Genomic DNA, 23,947 nt, shown 5'->3' on the forward strand with positions numbered 1-23,947 from the left:
GCTAGCGGAGCAGGGACGAAATTGCATCCGGTGCGCTCGTCTAATCTGGCTAAGCTAGGTTCAGCAGCTCGGTTGTCGACAGTTTTTTGTACAGTCAGGAGAGTTTATGCGTTCGGCCATGGGGGCTTTGCTGTTGTTGGGGACGGGGTGTTTCGCTGATGAGGTTCCCTTGCGTTTTGCCGTCACCGATGGCTGGGCCATGCCCATGGTGCAGATCGACAGAGGCCGCCCGACCCAGGGCATTCTGACGGACGTCATGACCAGCCTGGCGACCCAGGTGGGCATGCCTGCGCAATTCCATGTCCTAGCCCGCGCGCGGCTGGACAGCGCCATGGAGCAGGGCGAAATAGACATGCGCTGTTATGTCTCGCCTGATTGGGTGAAGGATATAGAGGGCGACTATCTCTGGAGCGTCCCGCTGTTCTTCCAACGCGATGTGCTTGTCGGTTCGCCCGGCGCTGCCGCTGCCATCACGCCGTCGGCACTCACACAACAGTCCATCGGCACCGTGCTGAGCTACAGCTACCCCACCCTGCAGCCATTGTTCGACAGTGGCCACCTGCGGCGCGACGACGCCCGCAGCCAGGATCAGGTCCTGGCGAAACTGCTGGCCCGGCGATACCGCTATGCGGTCAGCAACCAATGGGCGCTGGACTGGTTCAACCAGCGTCACAGCGCTGACCGACAGCTGCGCCAAGTCGCTGTCCTGCAGGAACAACAGTTGAGCTGCTATGTGCGCAATGATCCGAAGATTCCCGCACAGCGCATCCTGCGTACCTTGTCGAACATGAAGAGATCCGGGGAAATCGACGCGATCATCCAGCTATATACTGGCCGCAACGAAGGGTTGCGGGACGGCGATGCGTCTCCATGATCAACGGGCCGGGCTTGGCGCTGTGGCGGCGCCCTGTGGTTTCGTCAGCCATCGGCACGAGCGTGATATCGCAGAACAGGAAGATATCTGGCAAACCTTGCGAACGAAGGCCTGGGGGCGTTAAGGAGGCAACCCCACCAGCCACACCCCGGCACACAATGTTCCCGCTGTGGCTGCTTCCTTCCGGATCTGACCAGGTTCACGGGTAATCGTTGCGGGGGGACCGATGGGGTCACCATAACGACGCCCGCCTTGCGGCGAGCCGCGCCATTGTACCTATCTGACAAGAAGTTACAACCGTTCGTGTCGGATTAAAAAAATCCATGAGGTTCAAGTACTTGCTATGGGAAGAACCTCTTTCGCAATCGCCTCGGCCATTCAGATAGAACCTACAACAGCACCTCATCCGCCCGGCCACCCTCCTCCTGGATCACCAGATGGATGAAATGCAGCTTGGTGATTACTGCCGCCGGTACGACGAATGGGTAGAAATCCGGCTGGCCCATGCTGCGCGAGAGTTCGTTGAGCATTCCGGCCAGTTCGATCCAGGCGTTGACGAATGAAAGGAACGCCTTGCCGCCCGCGTGCTCGGGGTCGAACAGGGTTTCGGGAGGAAATGGCTGGTAATCGAAATCCATTTCCCGCGCACTCATGCCGAAGCCGAGCGCCGTGTCGACGGCGTCCATCATGTGCAGGTAATGGGCCCAGGTTTCAGCCCAGTCCTCCCACGGGTGCATGGTGGCGTAGGCGCTGACGTAACGGGCCTGCCAATCCAGTGGCGCGCCTTGTTGATAATGCCGCTCCAACGCCTCGGAGTAGCTTGCGCGCTCATCGCCGAACAAGGCGCGAAACGGCTCCAGCCAGTGACTGTCGGCAACCAGCCGGTCCCAGAAATAATGGCCGACCTCATGGCGAAAATGCCCGAGCAAGGTCCGATACGGCTCGTGCATCTGCTGCCGCACGTGCTCGCGGTGAGCATCGTCGGCTTCCTTGATGTCGAGGGTGATAAGGCCGCTGGCGTGCCCGGTCGTCGGCGGTTTCCCGTCGGGGTCGACGCCGATGAAATCAAAGGCCAGGCCGATGTTTTCGTCGGCGCTCTTGGGGATGACCGGCAAGCCGAGGGTAATCAGTTGCGCCACGAGGCGGCGCTTGGCGGTTTCGACCTTGCGCCAGCGCTCGGGGTTTTCCGGGATCGAGAGGTCAGGAATCGTGCGATTCAGGCTGCAGGCGATGCACAGTGTGTCGTGCCCGTTGGCTGGTAACAGCCAATTGCACGCCGCCGGGGTGTCGAGATTGGCGCAGCGGCGAAACAGTCCGGCCTGCGGGTCGACGTCCAGGAGCCAGGTATCAGGTTGCTCGCCGGGCTGAAGGGACGAAAGGCGGCTCTGCTCCGGCTGATACCCCAACGCCGCCAGGCACGCCAGGCATTGGCTGTTGCGAAAGAACAATGACTGGCCGCAGCGGCACGGCCAGACTTTGCTGTTGCGTGACCGATCACCCAGGAACGGCGCCGCGATGCGTGAGCTCAGTTGTTCGAAAAAGCGGTACATGGCGATCTCTCCCAGGAGCCTGCAAGACTAGATCACCTGATGCTCATGATCGTTCCAAAACGCTGTGTCATGACCCCGATAACCGTGGCGAGGGAGCTTGCGCCCCCGCCACGAAAGCCAAGCCTCAGAGCGCGACGCCATGCCCTGTCAAGAACTCGACAAACGCTTGTTCGTCGAGCACCTTGAGCCCCAGTTCATTGGCTTTGGTCAATTTCGATCCAGCGCCCGGCCCGGCCACCACGCAGTGGGTTTTCGCCGACACGGAACCGGCCACCTTCGCCCCCAGGCTTTCCAGCTTGTCCTTGGCGACATCGCGACTCATCAGCTCCAGCGAACCGGTCAGGACCCAGGTGTGCCCCGCTTCAGGCAAGCCCTCGACAACTTTCTTCTCGCTCCGCCAGTGCATGCCGAAATCCCGCAGTTGCTGCTCGGCAGCCAAGGCCTGTTCACGATTGGCGGCGATGGCGAAAAACTCGCGCACGGCGTTTGCCTGCTTTTCCGGCAACGCCTGGCGCATGTCCAGCCAGTCGGCATCCATGACGGCTTCGAGGGAACCGAACTTGTCCGCCAGTTTCTGCGCGCCGCCCGGCCCGACCGAAGGAATGTGCAGCTTGTCGAGGAAGCCTCCCAGGGTAGTACTGGCGGAAAATTCCGCGCTCAGTTCGCCCTGGTCCTGGATCTCCAGGCCATGGCGCAGTAGATCCTTGATGACCTGGCGATTGTGCGGGTCTTCGAAGAAGCTGTGGATCTCGTGGGCAACTTCCAGGCCGACATCCGGCAGGTACGTCAGCACCTGCGGCAGCGCCGCCTGCACGCGCTCCAGTGAACCGAGGGAGCGGGCCAGGACCTTGGCGGTCTCCTCGCCCACGTCGGGAATGCCGAGGGCGTAGATAAAACGCGCCAGGCTCGGCCTCTTGCTGTCGACAATCGCTGACAGCAGGTTCCTGCTCGACAGCTCGGCGAAGCCTTCCAGGTCGACGATCTGCTCGAACGTCAGCGCATACAGGTCCGCCGGCGACCCCACCAGGCCTTCGTCCACCAATTGTTCAACGCTCTTCTCGCCCAGCCCTTCGATATCCATGGCCCGGCGCGAGACAAAATGAATGATTGCCTGCTTGAGCTGCGCGCCACAGGCCAGGCGACCGACGCAGCGGTACACCGCGCCTTCGCTGACGGTTTCACGGCCCTTGCTGCGCTTGATCAGTTGCGTGCGTTCGACGTGGGAACCGCAAACCGGACATTGCTGCGGCACTGCCACCGGACGGGCATTGGCTGGACGACGCTCGGTGACGACTTGCACCACTTGCGGGATGACATCACCGGCTCGGCGAATGATCACCGTGTCGCCGATCATCAGGCCCAGGCGCGCCACCTCGTCCATGTTGTGCAACGTGGCGTTGGCCACCGTCACGCCAGCCACCTTGACCGGCTTGAGCCGCGCCACCGGCGTGACGGCGCCGGTGCGGCCGACCTGGAACTCGACGTCCAGCAGTTCGGTAAGCTCTTCGCTGGCAGGGAATTTGTGAGCGATAGCCCAGCGAGGCTCCCGCGCGCGAAAACCCAGTTCGCGCTGTGACGCGATACTGTTGACCTTGAACACCACACCGTCGATTTCGTAGGGCAGCGAACTGCGCCGCTCACCAATGTCACGGTAGTAATCCAGGCATTCGTCGATGCCGTGGGCCAGCTTCAGCTCGCGGCTGATGGGCATGCCCCAAGCCTTGAGTTGTTTGAGATTGCCAATGTGGGTATCGGCGATGTCCGACGTCACCTGGCCGATGCCATAGCAGCAAAACTCAAGGGGACGATTGGCGGTTATCCGGGAGTCCAACTGGCGCAGGCTGCCCGCGGCAGCGTTGCGGGGGTTGGCGAACGTCTTGCCGCCCGCCTCCAGCTGGGTGGCGTTCAAGCGCTCGAAACCGGCCTTGGACATGTACACCTCGCCGCGCACCTCCAGCACCGGTGGCCAGCCGCTGCCTTGCAACTTGAGAGGAATGTTGCGCACGGTGCGCACGTTGACGCTGATGTCTTCGCCCGTGGTGCCGTCACCGCGCGTCGCGCCGCGCACCAGCATGCCGTCTTGATACAACAGGCTGACCGCCAGGCCATCGAGCTTCGGCTCGCAACTGTATTCCACCGCCGCGCCGCCGCCGAGCAAATCGCCCATGGGCAGGTCGAGGCCTTCGGTCACTCGCCGGTCGAACTCGCGCAAAGTGGTTTCGTCGAACACGTTGCCCAGGCTGAGCATCGGGATTTCGTGACGCACCTGGCTGAAGGCCGACAGCGCCACGCTGCCGACTCGCTGGGTCGGGGAATCGCTCGTCACCAGCTCCGGGTGTTGTTCTTCCAAGGCTTTGAGCTCATGGAAAAGACGATCGTACTCAGCGTCCGGAATGGAAGGTTCATCGAGGACGTGATAGCGGTAATTATGCTGGTCCAGCTCGGTGCGCAGCTCTAGGATGCGGGTTTCGACGGCGCTCATGGTGTTCTCTCATAAAGCAAAAGAGCAGCCTGGGCTGCTCAATTTTCTCAAGACGTTGAGGGGTACTTCGCACCCCAGCGGGAGCAAGCTCCCTCGCCACAAGAGGCTCTCCAACCAAGGGGAGCCGGTCTCATCGCTCAACGCTTCTGGGTCAGCGCGCGGCGTTCGAATTCGACAATGCGCTGGCGGTAGTGCTCGATGGTCTGGGCCGTCAGCACGCTGCGTTGGTCGTCCTTCAATTCGCCGTTGAGCTCCTGGGCCAGCTTGCGCGCAGCGGCCACCATCACGTCGAAAGCCTGCTTGGGATGACGCGGGCCTGGCAGGCCCAGGAAGAAGCTCACCGCCGGCGTGCTGAAATGGTCGATGTCGTCCAGGTCGAACACGCCAGGCTTGACGGCGTTGGCCATGGAGAACAACACCTCGCCATTGCCTGCCATGCTTTCGTGGCGATGGAAGATGTCCATCTCGCCAAAACGCAGGCCGCTTTCCAGGATGTTCTGCAACAGCGCAGGGCCCTTGAAGCCGGCCGGGTCGCGGCAGATCACGCTGATCACCAGCACTTCTTCGGCCTGGGCCTGTTCCTTGTCGCCGCTGGATGACTTGCTCTCGTCCGGGAAATCGCCGTCACGGCTGTTGAAGCTCGGCCCGCCATCGAGGTCGAGGTTCAGGTTCAAATCACCCTGGGACGGTTCGCTGTTGCGCTTGCCGCGCTTGGAACCCGACTCCCGTGGCTCACGGGCAGGCGCGCTCATGGACGGCAAATCGTGTTCGTCCAGCTGCGGCTCCTTGTGGGTGTCCAGCACCCGGGGCGGGCCCAACAGCTCGGCGCTGTCATCCTCATCGGGGAGGTTCGACAGGCTGCGATCCAGGCGAAACTTGAGTTTGCCCTTGCCGCCGCGCATGCGACGCCAGCCGTCGAAAAGAATACCGGCAATGACAATGATGCCGATGACGATCAGCCACTCGCGCAGACCGATTTCCATTTAATCCCGTGCCTCTATAAAAATGCTGAAAAATAAGGGGCTTAGCTATTTGCAAACCGCTTTAAAACGTGGCGCCAACTCTATGTTCTGAATGGCGTTTTGCCCACGCATACGAAAAATTGACATTAAACTAGCACGACCAAAGATAACTTTACACCGTCTGTCGCATAGGCTTGTGCCCAATCTGTGAATTGAACATCAGCCCCAAGGGTAAAAAACACCTACAGCGTTCAAAACAGAAGCCCTGCGAGCCTTTGTTCAGGCGTCCACCATGGCCATGGCCTCCTCCACATCCACCGCCACCAGCCGCGAACACCCCGGCTCATGCATGGTCACGCCCATCAACTGGTCGGCCATTTCCATGGCGATCTTGTTGTGGGTGATGTAGATGAACTGCACCGTTTCGGACATTTCCTTCACCAGCCGTGCGTAACGGCCGACGTTGGCGTCGTCCAGTGGTGCGTCGACCTCATCGAGCATGCAGAACGGCGCCGGGTTCAGTTTGAAAATGGCAAAGACCAGAGCCAGCGCCGTCAGCGCTTTTTCGCCGCCGGAGAGCAAATGGATGGTGCTGTTCTTCTTGCCGGGAGGACGCGCCATGATTGTCACCCCTGTATCGAGTAGATCTTCGCCCGTCAGTTCCAAGTAGGCGCTACCGCCACCGAAAACTTTTGGGAAAAGCGCCTGCAAACCGCCGTTGATCTGATCAAAGGTATCCTTGAAGCGGTTGCGGGTTTCCTTGTCGATCTTGCGGATGACGTTTTCCAGGGTCTCCAGCGCCTCCGCCAGATCGTCGTTCTGAGCGTCCAGGTAACGCTTGCGCTCTGACTGCTGCTGGTACTCGTCGATGGCCGCCAGGTTGATTGCCCCCAGGCGCTGGATGCGCTGGGCGATGCGCTCAAGTTCGTCCTCGGCGTCCTTTTCGTTCGCCCCGGCCACCAGGGTGGCGAGCACGCCGTCGAGGTCGTAGCCGTCTTCCAGCAATTGGTCCTGCAAGGCTTTGCGCCGCACCGTCAAGGCCTGCCACTCCATGCGCTGCTGCTCCATCTGGCCACGGATCAGCTGCGATTGCTGCTCGGCCTGGCTGCGGCGCTTCTCAGCGTCGCGCAGTTCGCGGTCGGCATCCTCCAGGGCAATCTGTGCAGTCTTGAGTTCTTCGTCGACACTCATGCGTTTGTCGAGCAACTCTTCGAGCTTGAGGCGCAGTTCTTCCAGTGGCGCCTCGCCCTCTTCCAGGTTGAGGCTCAACTGCTCACGCTTTTCGGTCAGGCGCTCGGACTGCATTTCCAGACGTTCCAGGGCCTGGCGTGTGGAATCGTGCTGGGCCCTGAGCGAGCCCAGGCGTACCGCCAGCTGATGGGCATGGTCTTTGTGCTGGCGCGCTTCCTGGCGCACGCGGTCCAGGCGTTCACGCAGGCTGTCGCGCTGGGCCAGCAGCAATTCACGCTGTTCGGTATCCACCGCCATCGCATCAAGGGCTTCTTGCAATTGCAGGCGCGCCTCGCCGATCTGTTCGTGTTCCAACGCCCGCTGCTCGCCCAACTCGGCGATTTCTTCGTCAAGACGGGTACGACGCAGGGCCAATTGTTCGACCTTGGCCTTGCCGGCAGACAGCTGCGCCTTCAGTTCGCCCTGCTGGCGTGCTTCATCTTGCAACAGCCGACGCAGGTGTTCGCGGCCGTTTTCCTGTTGGCGCTGTTGCGCCCGCAGGTTCTGTAGTTCGGTTTCCAGGGCTTCGACGCTGGCCTCGCGCTCTTCGCGCTCGGCGGCCAGGCGCTGGATTTCCTGGCCTCGGGCGAGCATGCCGCTCTCGGCTTCAGAGGCCCGGCGAACCCGCAGGAAATGCCGCCCGACCCAATATCCGTCGCGGCTGATCAGGCTTTCGCCGGCTGCCAATTGCCCGCGCAAGGCCAACGCGTGCTCAAGGCTGTCCACCGGCTTGACCTGCCCCAGCCAAGGCGACAGGTCGACCTGGGCTTCGACCTTGTCCAACAGACTGCCTGGCACCCGCACGCCGTCGCCGGCCGGGCTGAGCAGGCGCAGATCGCCCTGGCTGAAACCGGAAAGATCGAACCCGGCGAAATCATCCACCAGCACTGCTTGCAGATCGGCGCCCAGCACGGTTTCCACCGCCAGTTCCCAGCCGGCATCGACCTTCAAACCTTCGGCCAGGCGCGGGCGCTCGGCCAGGTGCTGGTCGCGCAGCCATTCGGCGGTGCCGGTGCCTGGGTCCAACGCGGCTTGCTGCAAGGCCTCCAGCGAGGCCAGCCGACCGTTGAGTCGCTGCAATTCGCCCTGGGCCTGTTGCTGGTTCTGCAAGGCCAGCTGCAAGGCTTGGCGCAGTTGTTCAAGGCGTTCGACCTGGGCATCTTCGCTGGCCTGCAGGTCTTCGAGGGTGGCTTCGCTGGTCGCCAGTTGCTCGCTCAGATCCAGGATCGCGGCGTCTTCCGGATCCGCGGCGAGCAAGGCGCGCTCTTCAGACAGGCGACGCTGACGTTCGGCCAGGCGCTCCATGCTGGTTTCCAACTGCTGGATGCGCGACTGCTGGACTTCTGCCTGGCGCCGCGGCTCGGCCGAGGTCAGGTTGAAACTGTCCCACTGCTCTTGCCAACCATGCATGGTCAACTCGGCCTCTTCCAGGGCTGCGGCTGCCTCTTCGGCGGCGGCGCTGGTGAGTTCCTGCTCCGGCGTGAGCCGCTCCAGCTCCTCGCCGAGGGTCAGCAACAAGGTGCGATCGTGGCCCAGGTGGGATTCGGTTTCCAGGCGTGCGCGCTCAGCCTCCTTCAAATCTTCCTGCAACTGGCGCAGGCGCTGCTGGCCGTGCTGGATGCTTTGCTCGACCCTGGCAATGTCGCCTCCCACGGAATAGAAGCGCCCTTGCACCAGGTTGAAGCGCTCGGAAAGTTCATGGTGCCCGTCGCGCAAGCGCTCGATGGCGGCATCGGCGTTGCGCTGCTCGGCGACCAACGCTTCGAAGCTGACTTCCTGGTTGCCGATGATCGCCTCGCGCTGGCCCACCTGTTCGTTCAACGCCTGCCAGCGCAGGGCCGACAGTTGGGCCTTGAGCTGGCGCTCTTCGGCTTTGTATTCCTGGTATTTCTTTGCCGCCTCGGCCTGGCGATGCAGGCGTTCGAGCTGGCGCTCGAGTTCTTCACGCAGGTCAGTCAGACGCGCGAGGTTTTCGTGGGTACGGCGGATGCGGTTCTCGGTCTCGCGACGCCGTTCCTTGTATTTGGAGATGCCGGCGGCTTCTTCGATGAAGTTGCGCAGGTCTTCGGGCTTGGCCTCGATCAGCTTGGAGATCATGCCCTGCTCGATGATCGAATAGCTGCGCGGTCCCAGGCCGGTGCCTAGGAAGATGTCGGTGATGTCCCGGCGACGGCATTTGGCGCCGTTGAGGAAATAGCTGTTCTGGCTGTCACGGGTCACTTTGCGGCGGATGGAGATTTCCGCGTAGGCCGCGTATTCGCCGATGAGGGTGCCATCGGAATTATCGAACACCAGTTCGATGCTGGCCTGGCTCACTGGCTTGCGGCTGGTGGAGCCGTTGAAGATGACGTCGGTCATCGACTCGCCGCGCAGGTTCTTGGCCGAGCTTTCGCCCATCACCCAGCGCACGGCGTCGATGATGTTCGACTTGCCGCAACCATTGGGCCCGACCACCGCCGCCATGTTGCTGGGGAAGTTCACCGTCGTCGGGTCGACGAAGGATTTGAACCCCGCCAGCTTGATGCACTTGAGTCGCACGTCAGGCCGCCGTCAGGGCCGAAACCACCAGATCGCAACTGCGCTGGGCGTAAGCCGTCAGCACAGTGCGGATCTGCGGCAGATCACGGGCCAGCACGGCCGCGAGCAGGCGCTGGAACAGGTCGAGGAATTCGCTCATTTCCGCCTTGCGCTGCTCAAGAGCCAGGAAATAGGCGCGGCTCATGGCCGGTTGCAGGTTTTCAACGGTTTCCTGCAGATAAGGGTTGTTGGCAAAGGGATAGGCTGCTCGCATCACGCTGAAGCTATCGTCGACGAACGTACGGATGTCCTGGCGCTCGTAGGCTTCCTTGAGGCGCTGCTGGATCGCCACGAACGGCGCCATGTCGGCCTGCTCTTTCCAACCATGCGCCACTGCATTGCCCAGCAGGATATAGAGCTCGCTCATCAATGCGCAAAGGCTGCGCACCTTGTGTTCGGTGAGCTCGGTGACGTGGGCGCCACGGCGCGGCAAGATGGCGATCAGGTGACGCCGCTCCAGGATCAGCAAGGCCTCGCGGACCGAACCGCGGCTGACATTGAGCGCCAGCGTAACCTTCTGCTCCTGGATGCGCTCTCCCGGCTTCATTTCGCCGCGAATGATGCGCTCGGCGAGATGATGGGCGATTTGCTCGGCGAGGCTGTCCGGGGCCTTGAACGTCATGGTTGTCCTTCAAACTCTTCGATCTGCACAAGCGGCGCAGTGTAGCGCACTCAATACGTCATGGCGCAGGGCCTCCACCGGGTTTTGGCACGATATAAGCAAAATTTTTGGCGTCTTTCTGGAACAGATCCCTGTGGGAGCGAGCCTGCTCGCGAAGGTGCCGGGGCAGCTATGCATTTATTGACCGATATATCGCTTTCGCGAGCAGGCTCGCTCCCACAGGGTCAATACTCAGGTAGCAAGTTGTTTATCGACCAAACCGCTTTTCTTGACCTTTAAGTCAGAAAACAATTGACCGAAAAGTCAGAACTGCTAAATTCAGCTCACGTCGATACAACAATAATGAATCTGCGAGGCCTTCCGTGATCCAGTTTTTACTCAACCAGGAACTCCGTAGCGAGCATGCCCTGGACCCGAACCTGACCGTGCTCAATTACCTGCGCGAACACGTTGGTAAACCCGGCACCAAGGAAGGCTGCGCCAGCGGCGACTGCGGCGCATGCACCGTGGTGGTGGGCGAATTGGAGACGGACGCAGAAGGTGGCGAGCGTATTCGCTACCGCAGCCTCAATTCGTGCCTGACCTTCGTTTCGTCGCTGCACGGCAAGCAATTGATCAGCGTCGAAGACCTCAAGCACGATGGCCAGCTGCACAGCGTCCAGCAGGCGATGGTCGATTGCCACGGTTCGCAATGTGGTTTCTGTACCCCGGGCTTCGTCATGTCGTTGTTCGCCCTGCAAAAGAACAGCGCGCAGCCCGACGCCCATAAGGCCCACGAAGCGTTGGCCGGTAACTTGTGCCGCTGCACCGGTTACCGGCCGATCCTGGCCGCCGCCGACCAGGCCTGTTGCGCCAAGCAGCCCGACCAGTTCGACGCCCGTGAGGCCCAGACCATTGCCCGCCTCAAAGCCATCGCACCGACCGAGACCGGAGAACTCAACAGTGGCGACAAACGCTGCCTGGTGCCGCTGACCGTGGCTGACCTGGCCGACCTCTACGACGCCTACCCACAAGCACGGCTGCTGGCCGGCGGCACTGACCTGGCGCTGGAAGTCACCCAGTTCCACCGCACCCTGCCGGTGATGATCTACGTGAGCAACGTCGCCGAACTCAAGCGCGTCGAGCGTTTCGATGATCGCCTGGAAATCGGCGCGGCCACCGCGCTTTCCGATTGTTACGAGGCCCTGCAAGCCGAATATCCGGACTTCGGCGAACTGCTGCAGCGCTTCGCCTCGTTGCAGATCCGCAACCAGGGCACCCTGGGCGGGAACATCGGCAACGCCTCGCCCATTGGCGACTCCCCGCCCCTACTGATCGCCCTCGGCGCGCAGATTGTGCTGTGCAAAGGCCAGACTCGCCGCACCCTGGCCCTGGAAGACTATTTCATCGATTACCGGGTCACCGCCCGCCAGGAAAGCGAATTCATCGAAAAGATCATCGTGCCCCGGGCCAGCGCCGAGCAAGCGTTTCGCGCCTACAAAGTCTCCAAGCGCCTGGACGACGACATTTCCGCCGTGTGCGCGGCGTTCAACCTGCGCATCGACAACGGCATGGTCCGCGAGGCCCGTGTGGCCTTCGGTGGCATGGCCGCGACCCCCAAGCGCGCCAAGCACTGTGAGGCCGCGCTGATCGGCGCGCCCTGGACCGACAGCACCCTCGAACGCGCCTGCGCGGCCCTGGCGGAGGATTTCACGCCCCTGTCGGACTTCCGCGCCAGCAAGGAATATCGCCTGCTCAGTGCCCGCAACCTGCTGCGCAAATATTTCATCGAACTGCAAACGCCCCACATCGAGACTCGGGTGACCGCTTATGTCTAATCATCACGCCGTAGAAAAGACCCAAGCCGAACTGGCGCAACTGTTCGCCCGCGACCTCACCACCGGCGTGGGCCGCAGCGTCAAGCATGACAGCGCCGCGAAGCACGTTTCAGGCGAGGCACAGTACATCGACGACCGCCTGGAATTCCCGAACCAATTGCACGTCTATGCCCGGCTCTCGGACCGCGCCCACGCGCGGATTCTGCGCATCGACACCGCGCCTTGCTACGCCTTCGAAGGCGTGCGCATCGCCATTACCCACCAGGACATCCCGGGCCTGAAGGACATCGGCCCGTTGCTGCCCGGTGACCCGCTGCTGGCGATCGACGATGTGCAGTTCGTTGGTCAACCCGTTCTGGCCGTTGCCGCCAGGGATCTCGAAACGGCGCGCAAGGCAGCCATGGCGGCCATAGTCGAATACGAGGACCTGGAACCGGTGCTGGATGTGGTCGAGGCGCTGCGCAAGCGGCATTTCGTGCTCGACAGCCATACCCACCAGCGCGGCGATTCAGCCACGGCGCTGGCAAGCGCCGAACATCGCATCCAGGGTTCACTGCACATCGGCGGCCAGGAACATTTCTACCTGGAAACCCAGATTTCCTCGGTGATGCCCACCGAAGACGGCGGCATGATCGTCTACTGCTCGACCCAGAACCCCACCGAAGTGCAAAAGCTGGTGGCCGAAGTGCTCGGCGTGTCGATGAACAAAGTGGTGGTGGACATGCGTCGCATGGGCGGTGGGTTCGGCGGCAAGGAAACCCAGGCCGCCAGCCCGGCGTGCCTGTGCGCCGTCATCGCGCACCTCACCGGCCAGCCGACCAAGATGCGCCTGCCCCGGGTCGAAGACATGCTGATGACCGGCAAGCGCCATCCCTTCTACATCGAATACGACGTCGGCTTCGACAGCACCGGTCGTCTGCACGGCATTGCCTTGGAACTGGCTGGCAATTGCGGCTGCTCGCCGGACCTGTCCGCCTCGATCGTCGACCGAGCGATGTTCCATGCCGACAACGCCTACTACCTTGGCGATGCAACGATCAACGGCCACCGCTGCAAGACCAACACCGCCTCGAACACCGCTTACCGTGGTTTCGGCGGCCCCCAAGGCATGGTCGCCATCGAAGAGGTGATGGACGCTATCGCCCGGCACCTGGGGCTCGACCCCCTGGCGGTGCGCAAGGCCAACTACTACGGCAAGACCGAGCGCAACGTCACGCATTACTACCAGACCGTCGAGCACAACATGCTCGAAGAGATGACCGCCGAGCTTGAACAAAGCAGCCAATACGCCGAGCGCCGCGAAGCGATCCGCCGCTACAACGCAGGCAGCCCGATCCTGAAAAAGGGCCTGGCGCTGACACCGGTGAAGTTCGGCATTTCGTTCACCGCCAGCTTCCTCAACCAGGCCGGCGCGTTGATTCACGTCTACACCGACGGCAGCATCCACCTCAATCACGGCGGCACAGAGATGGGCCAAGGCTTGAACACCAAGGTCGCCCAAGTGGTGGCCGAGGTATTCCAGGTGGAAATGGACCGCGTGCAGATCACCGCGACCAACACCGACAAGGTGCCGAACACCTCGCCCACCGCCGCGTCCAGTGGCGCCGACCTGAACGGCAAGGCGGCGCAGAATGCCGCCGAAACCATCAAGCGGCGCCTGGTGGAGTTCGCCGCGCGGCAATACAAGGTCAGCGAGGAAGACGTGGAATTCCACAACGGCCACGTGCGGGTGCGCGATCACATCCTGACCTTCGAGGCACTGGTTCAACAGGCGTATTTCGCGCAGGTCTCGCTGTCGAGCACCGGTTTCTACAAGACCCCCAAAATCTACTACGACCGCAGCCAGGCCCGTGGCAGGCCGTTCTACTACTACGCCTACGGCGCGGCGTGCGCCGAGGTGATCGTCGATACCCTCACCGGCGAGTACAAGATGCTGCGCACCGACATCCTTCACGACGTCGGCGCCTCGCTGAACCCAGCCATCGACATCGGCCAGGTCGAGGGCGGATTCATCCAGGGCATGGGCTGGCTGACCATGGAAGAACTGGTGTGGAACGACAAGGGCAAGCTGATGACCAATGGCCCGGCCAGCTACAAGATCCCCGCCGTGGCTGACATGCCATTGGATTTGCGGGTCAAGCTGGTGGAAAACCGCAAGAACCCCGAAGACACGGTGTTCCACTCCAAGGCCGTGGGCGAGCCGCCATTCATGCTCGGCATCGCCGCGTGGTGCGCCATCAAGGACGCCGTGGCGAGCCTGGGGGATTACCGGCATCAACCGAAGATCGACGCGCCGGCGACGCCGGAGCGGGTGTTGTGGGGGTGTGAGCAGATGCGGCAGTTGAAGGCTGTGAAGCCTGCGCAAGCCGAGGTCGAGTTGGCTTCACTTTAAACCGCGGCGCGGCCTTCGCGAGCAGGCTCGCTCCCACAGGGACCGCGTTGCAAATGTGGGAGCGAGCCTGCTCGCGAAAGCGGCCGAACAGACAACAGAGATGTCGAGGTGAACATGTACAACTGGATCAGCGCCCTCGCCGACCTGCAAACCCGCGGTGAACCCTGCGTGCTGGTGACGATCATCGAAGAGCTTGGCTCCACGCCGCGCAACGCCGGTTCGAAGATGGTCATCAGCGCCAGCCAGACGTTCGACACCATCGGTGGCGGTCATCTGGAATACAAGGCCATGGAAATCGCTCGGCAGATGCTCGCCAGCGGCCAGCAGAACACGCATCTGGAGCGTTTCAGCCTCGGCGCCAGCCTTGGCCAGTGCTGCGGCGGCGTCACCGTGTTGCTGTTCGAATCCATGGGGCAGGTCCAGGCGCAGATCGCCGTGTTCGGCGCCGGCCATGTCGGCCGGGCCTTGGTGCCGTTGCTGGCAAGCCTGCCCTGCCGGGTCCGCTGGATCGACTCGCGGGAGGCGGAGTTTCCTGAACAGTTACCCCATGGTGTGCGCAAGATCGTCACTGAAGAGCCATTGGATGAAGTCGACGACTTGCCCGCCGGCAGCTACTGCATCGTCATGACCCACAACCATCAGCTCGACCTGGAACTGAGCGCCGCGATTCTCAAGCGCAACGACTTTGCCTATTTCGGCCTGATCGGCTCGAAGACCAAACGGGTCAAGTTCGAACACCGCTTGCGTGATCGCGGCTTCGACAGCGGCACCCTGCAACGTATGCGTTGCCCGATGGGCATTGGCGAAGTCAAAGGCAAATTGCCTGTGGAGATCGCCATCTCCATCGCCGGCGAAATCATCGCCACCTATAACGCGGATTTCGGCCAGCACACCTCGCGCGCCGAACCCATTGCCAAGTTGCTGCCGGTTTCGCGCCGCAGCCAGCGTTAATCTTTTTATCGAGACAGACCATGCCCCTGACACGCAAAGCCTACCGCGCCGCCCTGCTCCACAGCCTCGCCGACCCGGCCGAAGTTGGCATCGAGGCGTCCTATGAATATTTCGAGGATGGCCTGCTGGTGGTGGAAAATGGCCAGATCAGCGCCATCGGCCACGCCCATGAGCTGCTGCCGACCCTGGCGGCGGATATCGAAATCGCCCATTACCCGGACGCGCTGATCACTCCAGGCCTCATCGATACCCATATCCACCTGCCTCAGACCGGTATGGTCGGCGCTTATGGCGAGCAACTGCTGGACTGGCTCAACACCTACACCTTCCCCTGCGAAAGCCAATTCGCCGACCCGGTCCACGCCGAGGCAGTGGCGGATATTTTCGTCAAGGAACTGCTGCGCAACGGCACTACCACGGCCCTGGTGTTTGGCAGCGTGCATCCCCAATCGGTAAATGCATTTTTCGAGGTGGCCGAGAAGCTCGACCTGCGCATGATTGCCGGCAAGGTGATGATGGACCGCAACGCCCCGGACTATCTGGTCGACACTGCCGAATCCAGCTACACCCAGAGCAAGGCACTGATCGAGCGCTGGCATGGCAAGGGTCGCCTGCACTACGCCGTGACGCCGCGCTTCGCGCCGACCAGCACCCCGGAGCAACTGACCCTGGCCGGCCAGTTACTCAGTGAATACCCGGACCTGTACATGCAGACCCACATCAGTGAGAACCTGCAGGAAGTGCAATGGGTCAAGGAATTGTTCCCGGAGCGCAAGGGATACCTGGACGTCTACGACCACTACCAGTTGCTCGGCGAACGTTCGGTGTTCGCCCATGGCGTGCACCTGTGTGACGACGAATGCGCGCGCCTGGCCGAGACCGGATCGGCCATCGCCTTTTGCCCGACGTCGAACTTCTTCCTCGGCAGTGGCCTGTTCAACTTGCCGATGACGGAGAAGCACAAAGTGAACGTGGGCCTAGGCACGGACGTGGGCGGTGGCACCAGTTTCTCGCTGCTGCAAACCTTGAACGAAGCCTACAAGGTCATGCAACTGCAGGGCGCGCGGCTGAGCCCGTTCAAATCGCTGTACCTGGCCACCCTCGGCGGGGCCCGGGCCTTGCGCCTGGAAGACAAGATCGGGACGTTGCAACCGGGAACGGACGCGGATTTCCTGGTGCTGGACTACAACGCCACGCCATTGCTGAGCTATCGCCTGAAGCAGGCCAAGGACATTGCCGAGCGGTTGTTCGTGCTGATGACGCTGGGGGATGACCGGACGGTGGCGCAGACTTATGCGGCGGGTCGGTTGGTGCACCAGCGGTAGGTTGCATTGCCTGCCAGGACGCTATCGCGAGCAAGCTCGCTCCCACAGTGGATTTGTGGTGTACACATAACCCTGTGGGAGCGAGCTTGCTCGCGATTGGCGGTATGACTGGTTCAACCCTCAGAGCTTGGCAGGCGAACGCCCCGGCTTCTTGCTCTGCAACAGGTGCGAGAACACCGCGTGCAAGTCATCCGACGCGCTTTCTTCGTCGAGGTTGAGCTTGCTGTCGATGTGGTCCATGTGATGCATCATCAGGTTCACCGCCAAGGCCGCGTCACGGGCCTCGATGGCGTCGATCAATTGGGTGTGTTCGTCATAGGAACAGTGCGAGCGGTTGCCGCTTTCGTACTGGGCAATGATTAACGAAGTCTGGGACACCAGGCTGCGCTGGAAGCTGATCAGCGGTGCGTTTTTTGCCGCCTCGGCCAGTTTCAGGTGGAACTCGCCCGACAGCCGGATGCCGGCGCCACGGTCGCCACGGGAAAAACTGTCGCGCTCGTCGCTGACCATCTGCCGCAGCTCGGCAAGCTGCTCGGCCGTGGCGTGCTGGACCGCCAGCTCCGTGATCGCCTTTTCCACCATGCGCCGGGCAAAGAAAACCTGGCGGGCCTCTTCGACACTTGGGCTGGCAACCACCGCGCCACGATTGGGCCTCAGCAACACCACGCCTTCATGGGCCAGGCGCGACAGCGCGCGGCGAATGATCGTGCGGCTGACCCCGAAAATCTCCCCCAGCGCCTCTTCGCTCAATTTCGTACCGGGCGCCAGGCGCTGTTCGAGGATGGCCTCGAAAATATGCGCATAGACAATATCGTCCTGGGTTCCGCTGCGGCCGGCTTTGCCAGCTCGCGGTTGTTTCTTGAGGGGCTGCAACTGTTCGTTCATGGGCACTCGAGTCGGGAGAACTGCGGCGATTTAACCGTGACTGTAATACGGCACAGCGGGTCGCTGGCAAGTATCGCGTAAAAAACACGGCGATTGTACACAACCTCTGATGGCAACACGACTGTACGGCTGTTTGCGGACACGGCTGTATCGCGACCGGTCGGTGCGTTGAGTTTAGGCTTTAAACCCGAACCTGTGGCGCCACTCGCCCAGTCAATCTACAACAAGGACCGCCGCCCACCATGACCGAAGTCACGACCGCGCCACTTCGTCCATTGGCCGATACATCGCCCTCGGCCATCGTTGCCGGTTTCATCGCCATGATGACCGGTTACACCAGTTCCCTGGTGCTGATGTTCCAGGCCGGACAAGCGGCGGGCCTGACCACCGGGCAGATTTCCTCGTGGATCTGGGCCATCTCCATCGGCATGGCGGTGTGCTCCATCGGTTTGTCGCTGCGCTACCGCACGCCCATCACCATCGCCTGGTCGACACCCGGCGCGGCGCTGCTGATTACCAGCCTCGGCGGCGTGAGTTATGGCGAGGCCATCGGCGCGTACATCACCTGCGCGGTACTGGTCACGATCTGCGGCCTGACCGGCAGCTTCGAGCGCCTGGTCAAGCGTATTCCTGCCTCCCTGGCGGCGGCGTTGCTGGCGGGCATCTTATTCAAGATCGGCAGCGAGATTTTTGTCGCGGCCCAGCACCGCACCGGTCTGGTGCTGGGGATGTTTTTCACCTACCTGATCGTCAAGCGCCTGTCGCCACGTTATGCGGTGCTGGCGGCACTGCTGGTCGGCACGGCGCTGTCGGGCGTGCTGGGGCTCCTGGATTTCAGCGGTTTTGCCTTGGAAGTCGCGACGCCGGTCTGGACCACGCCGCACTTTTCCCTGGCCGCCACCATCAGCATCGGCATCCCGCTGTTCGTGGTGGCGATGACCTCGCAAAACATGCCCGGCATCGCGGTGCTGCGCGCCGATGGCTACAACGTACCGGCCTCGCCGTTGATCACCAGCACCGGCATCGCCTCGCTGCTGTTGGCGCCGTTTGGCTCCCATGGCATCAACCTCGCTGCGATCAGCGCAGCGATCTGCACCGGGCCGCACGCCCACGAAGATCGCAACAAGCGCTACACGGCGGCCGTGTGGTGTGGAGTTTTCTACGGAATTGCCGGGGTTTTCGGCGCGACACTGGCGGCGTTGTTCGCGGCGCTGCCCAAGGAACTGGTGCTGTCCATCGCGGCGCTGGCCCTGTTCGGGTCGATCATCAACGGCCTGAGCATCGCCATGAGCGAAGCGAAGGAACGGGAAGCGGCGCTGATCACCTTCATGGTCACGGCGTCGGGGCTGACGCTGTTTTCCATCGGCTCGGCGTTCTGGGGAATTGTGGCGGGGGTGTTGACGTTGCTTATCCTCAACTGGCGCAACGCTTAAAAGCATCGCGAGCAGGCTCGCTCCCCCAGGGGACTTGTGTCGCTCACATAACCTCGTGGGAGCGAGCCTGCTCGCGAAAGCGGCCTGAAGGACGACAATTACTTAACAGACAGGCACAAAAAAACCGGCACCTGTGAAGGTCGCCGGTTTTTTTAACATCAAGCCTTCGAATTGATCGGCTTTTCCGGATACCACACGTCCAGCAACGGGCTGACTTCAACGCTGGTCAGCTCAGGACGGGCCTTGAGCCAGGCTTCCACGGCAGCGCGCTGCTCTTCGGTAACCGAGCCACGCTTCTGCAGGCAAACCAGGCCGTAGTCGTCACCGCCGACATAACCCAGGCCGTTGGCTTCCATGGCTTCTTTCAGGAAAGCGTCGAGGAAAGCGTCAATAGCCTCATCGGCCAGATCTTCTTTGAAATCCAGGTTCAGTTCGAAACCCAGCTCTTGAAATTCATCCACGCATAGCTTTTTGCGCAGACGCTGGGAACGGTTAGTCGCCATTGAAACAATCCTCATAAGTAATAACGGCCGGCACTTTACCAGTTTGGTGCGTCGATTGCCCGACTCATCGGGCATCTGTGCCTACCGTCGGTAAAAAAATACCGCTTCGGCGGGCTTGGGCACGGCACAAGCCGTTGCGCCTTGGGGCATAATGCCGAACTTTCATGACCGTTGAGGACGTTCATTTTCATGTCCTCGTCTTTTCTCCCCTCGCCTGCAGGGTTTTACTTCACATGATCAAATCTTTGCGTCCACTGCTTCTGGCCAGCCTTCTTCTTCCCCTGGCCTTTCCGGTCTCCACCAGCGCCGCCACCATCAACACCGCCCTGTCGCCCAATGTGCAAAAGGCCCTTAAGAACAGCAAGCTGCAAGACAACGCCCTCTCCCTGGTGATGGTGCCGCTCAACGGCCCCGGCACCCCGACGCTTTACAACGCCGACGTCTCGGTGAACCCGGCGTCCACCATGAAGCTGGTGACGACCTACGCGGCCCTGGAAATGCTCGGGCCGAACCACCAGTGGAAAACCGAGTTCTACACCGACGGGACCCTCAGCGGCGGGATCCTCAACGGTAACCTGTACCTCAAGGGCGGCGGCGACCCCAAGCTGAACATGGAGAAGCTCTGGCTGTTGATGCGCGATTTGCGAGCCAACGGCGTGCAACAAGTCACCGGCGACCTGGTGCTCGACCGCAGCTTTTTCATCCAGCCGCAATTGCCCGAGTTCAACGACGACGGCAACGATGTGAACAAGCCCTTCCTGGTCAAGCCCGACTCGCTGCTGGTCAACCTGAAGGCCCTGCGCTTCGTGGCCCGCAATGACGGGGGCCGGGTGCTGGTGTCGGTGGAGCCTCCCATTGCCAACATCCGCATCGAAAACGTGGTCAAGGCCGCCAACTCCAAGCAATGCACCGGCGGCGTGCGCTACAACCCGGTGGCCCAGGCGGACGGCAGCATGACGGTGACCGTCAGCGGCCAGCTCGGCGAGGGTTGCAGTTCCCAGACCTACCTGTCGCTGCTTGATCATGCCACCTACACCGCTGGCGCAGTGCGGGCGATCTGGAAAGAACTTGGCGGCAGCATCCAGGGCAACGACCGCCTGGCCGCGACCCCGAAGAGCGCCAAACTGTTGGCCCGGGCGTTCTCCCCGGACCTGGCGGAGATCATCCGCGACATCAACAAATACAGTAACAACACCATGGCCCAACAACTGTTCCTGAGCCTGGGCGCGGAGTTTCGCAACGAGGCCGACGGTGACGACGCCAAGGCGGCGCAACGAGTGGTACGCCAATGGCTGGCCAAGAAAGGCATCACGGCGCCGCACCTGGTGATGGAAAACGGCTCGGGCCTGTCCCGCGCGGAACGGGTCAGCGCCCGGGAAATGGCGGCGATGCTGCAAGCGGCATGGCGCAGCCCGTACGCGGCGGAATTCGTCAGCTCGATGCCCATCGCCGGCACCGACGGCACCATGCGCAAACGCTTGAAGACCACTGCCATGGCGGGCGAAGCCCACATCAAGACCGGCACGCTGAACACCGTCCGCGCCATTGCCGGCTACAGCCGTGACATCAATGGCAATACCTGGGCGGTGGTGGCCATCCTCAACGATCCGAAGCCATGGGGCGCTTCCTCCGTGCTGGACCAGGTGCTGCTGGACCTGTATCGCCAGCCGAAACTGCCACAGGCAGCGTCGCTGCTCTGAGCCAGGCCCCAACACCAACCCAATGTGGGAGCGAGCCTGCTCGCGATTCGGTCGACCAGCACACATCGATGCTGGTTGAGACACCGCTATCGCGAGCAAGCTCACTCCCGCAGCGGTTAGCGTGAAGCCATTATGCCAACTGCACCTCGACCCGATCCCGTCCTGCCTGCTTGGCCGCGTAAACCCCAGCGTCAGCCCGCAGCAGCAACGCATCGGCGCCTTCGCCGGCGCGCCAACTGGCCACGCCAAAACTGGCGGTGATGATGCCCACGTCGTCAATCGGCGCGCTGCGAAGACCATCCCACAACCCCAACGCCAGCGTGTAGGCGCTTTCGCTGTCGGTATCCGGGCATAGCACCACGAACTCCTCCCCGCCCAGCCGGCAAAACACATCGGTGCGGCGCAGTCGCTGGGTGATCCGCTGGCAGACCGCCTGCAACACCCGGTCCCCCACCGCATGGCCGTGCTGGTCGTTGATACGCTTGAAATGATCGATATCGAGCATGACCACCGTCAGCTCCCCGGAGCCACGTTCGACCCGGGTCATTTCCGTCGTCAGGCGTTCCTGGAAATAGCGCCGGTTGCGAATCCCGGTCAAGGCGTCGGTGACCGACAGCGCCCGCAGCTCTTCCTCGACGCGCTTGAGGTCCGAGATGTCGGAAATGTAGCCGTGCCATAACACGCCGCCGCCGGGCAACTGTTCGGGAGTCGCCTCGCCACGCACCCAACGCAGCCCGCGATGCGGCAGTTGCACCCGGTACTCCTCCCGCCAGGGGCTCAAGGTATCGGCCGAGGTGCGGATCGACGCGCGTACCCGTGCGCTGTCGGATGGATGGATACGCGAGAAAATCGCATCAGCGTGCCGCACCAGCACATCAGGCTCCAACTCATAAATGTCGCGGATGCCATCGCTGGCGTAGATCACACTGAACCCGCCGTTGAAATCCATCTTGAATTGATAGATGCCGCCAGGCACATGGGCGCTGAGTTTCTTCAACAGCAGATCCCTCGCCGCCAGCGCTTCGTGGACGCGCTTGCGCTCGGTGACGTCGATGCAGATCGCCAGGTGCCCGACCCATAATCCCTGCTCATCGAGCACCGGCGTAGCCAACATGTTGACCGTCAGGTGACTGCCGTCGCGGCGCACCAGGGTCCACTCACGAGCCTGTTGTCCACTTTGTTCGCCGCCCTCAAGCAGCATCGCGTGACATGTCGGGATCGGTTTTCCAAAGCGGGCCGCCAGTTGTGCGGCCCGGTGTTGCAACTCGCGGGGAACGTGGAGGCTCTCCAGGGTCATGCTTTGCAGGACGTCACAGCTGCGGTAGCCGAGCATCTGTTCGGCGCCGGCATTGAACGTAGTGATGACACCGCGCAGGTCGGTGGCGATGATCGCAACCTGGGTCGCGGCATCGAGCACGCCCCGCAGTTGGCCGTGGGTGCCGCGCAGTTCCGACTCCCGGGCCCGCAATTCCCGGGTGCGCTGCTCCACCAGTGCCAGGGCCCGCTGCCGTTGGCTGACCAGCGTATAAAACAACGCGCTCAGTAACAGGCTGAGCAATGCGCCCAGCACTGTCAGGCTTGTCACGCTGGAATGGTTGCTCGACAGGAACAGGCGGCTGGGACGCAATTCGACCCGGAAGTCCCGGTCCGCGAGGCGCAGTAATCGGGTCGCTGCCAAATCGCTTTTGCCCGGCTGGTCCGACGTCTCGTACAGCACCTCCCCATGATCGCCATCGGACAGGTCGATCACACGCATCGACAGATTGTCGCGGCCCGGCGCAGGCAGGTCATCGGCGACCAGCTGGCGCATGCTGACGGCGGCCACCACGTATCCGAACGGCTCACCGGCCAGATGCCGACTCACGGGGGCTGCGAGCACGACCCCGCGGGAAAAGGCCGGGTCGACCCCTATCAGGTTAACCGGTTGGGAAACCACCAGGGCGTTACGCTGGCGGGCCCGCTCCAGCGTCACACGGCGTAACGGCTGCGAAAGAAGATCCAGGCCCAGCGGCGAGCCATAGGACGGTTGGCTCTGGACGTACAGCACCGGTACGTATTCGTCCCGTTCGATGGCCGGGTGCAACATACCGGCTTCATCCTGTTCGCGAATGGCATAGGTGCCAGACACCTCGGCCCGCGCCTGTTGTTCAAACGGCTGCCGATCGTCCCGAAAGACCCGGGGCGCCCAGGCAAAGGCCCGGGTGCGCCGCAGCAGGGCTTCGGTGTAGCCATGGAACTCGCTGTTGGAAACCCCGGAGGAGTTGGCGAAGAAACGTCTCAGGCTGTCGAGGCGTTGCTCCTGATCCTGGAAACGTTCCTGGAGGCGGCTATAACGCTCTTCGGCTTGCAGTTCGAAGCGCTGGCGCAATTGCTGGTTGAACAGGTTCAGCGTGCCCCAGGCCAGCAAACCGGTCAGCAGCAAGCCCGTCATCAGGACCAGGGACGCCACTAGCCATGCCGAAACATCTTCACTGATAAAGCCCAGGATTCTGGGACGCACCTGATGTAATGCCATACACATAACTCAGAAAGGGACCAGGCATATGTACAGCCCCGGCCACAGCCTAGTTATAGCTATCTGCCATCACTTTAGCCAGCCCCAATGATGCCCGGGAGCCTTGTATTTCAAGGCTTCGCTGGATCC

15 protein-coding genes and 1 other RNA gene are annotated in these 23,947 nt (G+C 62.0%); 7 read left to right on the forward strand and 9 right to left on the reverse strand.

The window, feature by feature from the left end; translation table 11 throughout:
• Positions 1–106: 106 nt before the first annotated feature.
• On the forward strand, positions 107–874 hold the full coding sequence (locus J3P90_RS17080) for a substrate-binding periplasmic protein (protein ID WP_434675093.1): 768 nt from the start codon (positions 107–109) through the stop codon (positions 872–874).
• Between the two features lie 132 nt (positions 875–1,006).
• On the opposite strand, the gene ffs is transcribed toward J3P90_RS17080, so the two are convergent.
• The 6 genes from ffs to J3P90_RS17110 form a co-directional block, all read right to left on the reverse strand.
• Positions 1,007–1,103, reverse strand: an RNA gene (gene ffs / locus J3P90_RS17085) — signal recognition particle sRNA small type.
• A gap of 160 nt (positions 1,104–1,263) precedes the next feature.
• On the reverse strand, positions 1,264–2,424 hold the full coding sequence (locus J3P90_RS17090) for a zinc-binding metallopeptidase family protein (protein WP_420764724.1): 1,161 nt from the start codon (positions 2,422–2,424) through the stop codon (positions 1,264–1,266).
• A gap of 124 nt (positions 2,425–2,548) precedes the next feature.
• Positions 2,549–4,906: an NAD-dependent DNA ligase LigA gene (gene ligA / locus J3P90_RS17095; protein ID WP_434675094.1), complete on the reverse strand. Its 2,358-nt coding sequence runs from the start codon at positions 4,904–4,906 to the stop codon at positions 2,549–2,551.
• A gap of 137 nt (positions 4,907–5,043) precedes the next feature.
• Positions 5,044–5,889: a cell division protein ZipA gene (gene zipA / locus J3P90_RS17100; RefSeq protein WP_420764726.1), complete on the reverse strand. Its 846-nt coding sequence runs from the start codon at positions 5,887–5,889 to the stop codon at positions 5,044–5,046.
• Positions 5,890–6,147: 258 nt separating this feature from the next.
• Positions 6,148–9,636, reverse strand: coding sequence for a chromosome segregation protein SMC (gene smc, locus J3P90_RS17105; RefSeq protein ID WP_434675095.1), 3,489 nt, complete (start codon positions 9,634–9,636; stop codon positions 6,148–6,150).
• 1 nt (position 9,637) lies between these two features.
• Positions 9,638–10,297 carry a GntR family transcriptional regulator gene (locus J3P90_RS17110; RefSeq protein WP_420764728.1) on the reverse strand — a complete coding sequence of 220 codons (660 nt, stop codon included), beginning with the start codon at positions 10,295–10,297 and terminating at the stop codon, positions 9,638–9,640.
• Between the two features lie 362 nt (positions 10,298–10,659).
• On the opposite strand from J3P90_RS17110, the gene xdhA reads away from it, so the two are divergent.
• The 4 genes from xdhA (at position 10,660) to guaD (ending at position 16,782) form a co-directional block, all read left to right on the forward strand.
• Positions 10,660–12,114, forward strand: coding sequence for a xanthine dehydrogenase small subunit (gene xdhA, locus J3P90_RS17115; RefSeq protein WP_434675096.1), 1,455 nt, complete (start codon positions 10,660–10,662; stop codon positions 12,112–12,114).
• Entirely contained in the window at positions 12,107–14,506 is a 2,400-nt protein-coding gene (gene xdhB / locus J3P90_RS17120) for a xanthine dehydrogenase molybdopterin binding subunit (RefSeq protein WP_434675097.1), read from the forward strand. Before xdhA ends, xdhB begins: the two co-directional genes overlap by 8 nt.
• Positions 14,507–14,620: 114 nt before the next feature.
• Entirely contained in the window at positions 14,621–15,457 is an 837-nt protein-coding gene (xdhC, locus tag J3P90_RS17125) for a xanthine dehydrogenase accessory protein XdhC (RefSeq protein ID WP_434675098.1), read from the forward strand.
• Positions 15,458–15,477: 20 nt separating this feature from the next.
• Positions 15,478–16,782, forward strand: coding sequence for a guanine deaminase (gene guaD, locus J3P90_RS17130; protein ID WP_434675099.1), 1,305 nt, complete (start codon positions 15,478–15,480; stop codon positions 16,780–16,782).
• 120 nt (positions 16,783–16,902) lie between these two features.
• On the opposite strand, the gene J3P90_RS17135 is transcribed toward guaD, so the two are convergent.
• Positions 16,903–17,667: a GntR family transcriptional regulator gene (locus J3P90_RS17135; RefSeq protein WP_420764733.1), complete on the reverse strand. Its 765-nt coding sequence runs from the start codon at positions 17,665–17,667 to the stop codon at positions 16,903–16,905.
• Between the two features lie 242 nt (positions 17,668–17,909).
• On the opposite strand from J3P90_RS17135, the gene J3P90_RS17140 reads away from it, so the two are divergent.
• Positions 17,910–19,100: a benzoate/H(+) symporter BenE family transporter gene (locus J3P90_RS17140; RefSeq protein WP_434563216.1), complete on the forward strand. Its 1,191-nt coding sequence runs from the start codon at positions 17,910–17,912 to the stop codon at positions 19,098–19,100.
• Positions 19,101–19,258: 158 nt separating this feature from the next.
• Here the strand turns inward: J3P90_RS17140 and J3P90_RS17145 are convergent, their stop codons facing one another.
• Positions 19,259–19,603 carry a YggL family protein gene (locus tag J3P90_RS17145; protein ID WP_249875505.1) on the reverse strand — a complete coding sequence of 115 codons (345 nt, stop codon included), beginning with the start codon at positions 19,601–19,603 and terminating at the stop codon, positions 19,259–19,261.
• 233 nt (positions 19,604–19,836) lie between these two features.
• Between J3P90_RS17145 and dacB the strand changes: the two genes are divergently transcribed.
• Positions 19,837–21,303, forward strand: a complete 1,467-nt coding sequence (dacB, locus tag J3P90_RS17150; RefSeq protein ID WP_434675100.1) for a D-alanyl-D-alanine carboxypeptidase/D-alanyl-D-alanine endopeptidase — start codon at positions 19,837–19,839, stop codon at positions 21,301–21,303.
• A gap of 130 nt (positions 21,304–21,433) precedes the next feature.
• On the opposite strand, the gene J3P90_RS17155 is transcribed toward dacB, so the two are convergent.
• On the reverse strand, positions 21,434–23,818 hold the full coding sequence (locus J3P90_RS17155) for a sensor domain-containing diguanylate cyclase (protein ID WP_434675101.1): 2,385 nt from the start codon (positions 23,816–23,818) through the stop codon (positions 21,434–21,436).
• Positions 23,819–23,947: the final 129 nt, after the last annotated feature.

Origin of the sequence: Pseudomonas sp. D3-10, from assembly GCF_051132175.1 — a bacterium.
Classification (GTDB): Bacteria; Pseudomonadota; Gammaproteobacteria; order Pseudomonadales; family Pseudomonadaceae; genus Aquipseudomonas.

Bases quoted from the DNA above. Each gene is read 5' to 3' on its own strand.
- J3P90_RS17080 (WP_434675093.1), top strand. From the start codon at position 107: ATGCGTTCGGCCATGGGGGCTTTGCTGTTGTTGGGGACGGGGTGTTTC.
- J3P90_RS17090 (WP_420764724.1), bottom strand. From the start codon at position 2,424: ATGTACCGCTTTTTCGAACAACTGAGCTCACGCATCGCGGCGCCGTTC.
- ligA (WP_434675094.1), bottom strand. From the start codon at position 4,906: ATGAGCGCCGTCGAAACCCGCATCCTAGAGCTGCGCACCGAGCTGGAC.
- zipA (WP_420764726.1), bottom strand. From the start codon at position 5,889: ATGGAAATCGGTCTGCGCGAGTGGCTGATCGTCATCGGCATCATTGTC.
- J3P90_RS17110 (WP_420764728.1), bottom strand. From the start codon at position 10,297: ATGACGTTCAAGGCCCCGGACAGCCTCGCCGAGCAAATCGCCCATCAT.
- xdhB (WP_434675097.1), top strand. From the start codon at position 12,107: ATGTCTAATCATCACGCCGTAGAAAAGACCCAAGCCGAACTGGCGCAA.
- xdhC (WP_434675098.1), top strand. From the start codon at position 14,621: ATGTACAACTGGATCAGCGCCCTCGCCGACCTGCAAACCCGCGGTGAA.
- guaD (WP_434675099.1), top strand. From the start codon at position 15,478: ATGCCCCTGACACGCAAAGCCTACCGCGCCGCCCTGCTCCACAGCCTC.
- J3P90_RS17135 (WP_420764733.1), bottom strand. From the start codon at position 17,667: ATGAACGAACAGTTGCAGCCCCTCAAGAAACAACCGCGAGCTGGCAAA.
- J3P90_RS17140 (WP_434563216.1), top strand. From the start codon at position 17,910: ATGACCGAAGTCACGACCGCGCCACTTCGTCCATTGGCCGATACATCG.
- J3P90_RS17145 (WP_249875505.1), bottom strand. From the start codon at position 19,603: ATGGCGACTAACCGTTCCCAGCGTCTGCGCAAAAAGCTATGCGTGGAT.
- dacB (WP_434675100.1), top strand. From the start codon at position 19,837: ATGATCAAATCTTTGCGTCCACTGCTTCTGGCCAGCCTTCTTCTTCCC.
- J3P90_RS17155 (WP_434675101.1), bottom strand. From the start codon at position 23,818: ATGGCATTACATCAGGTGCGTCCCAGAATCCTGGGCTTTATCAGTGAA.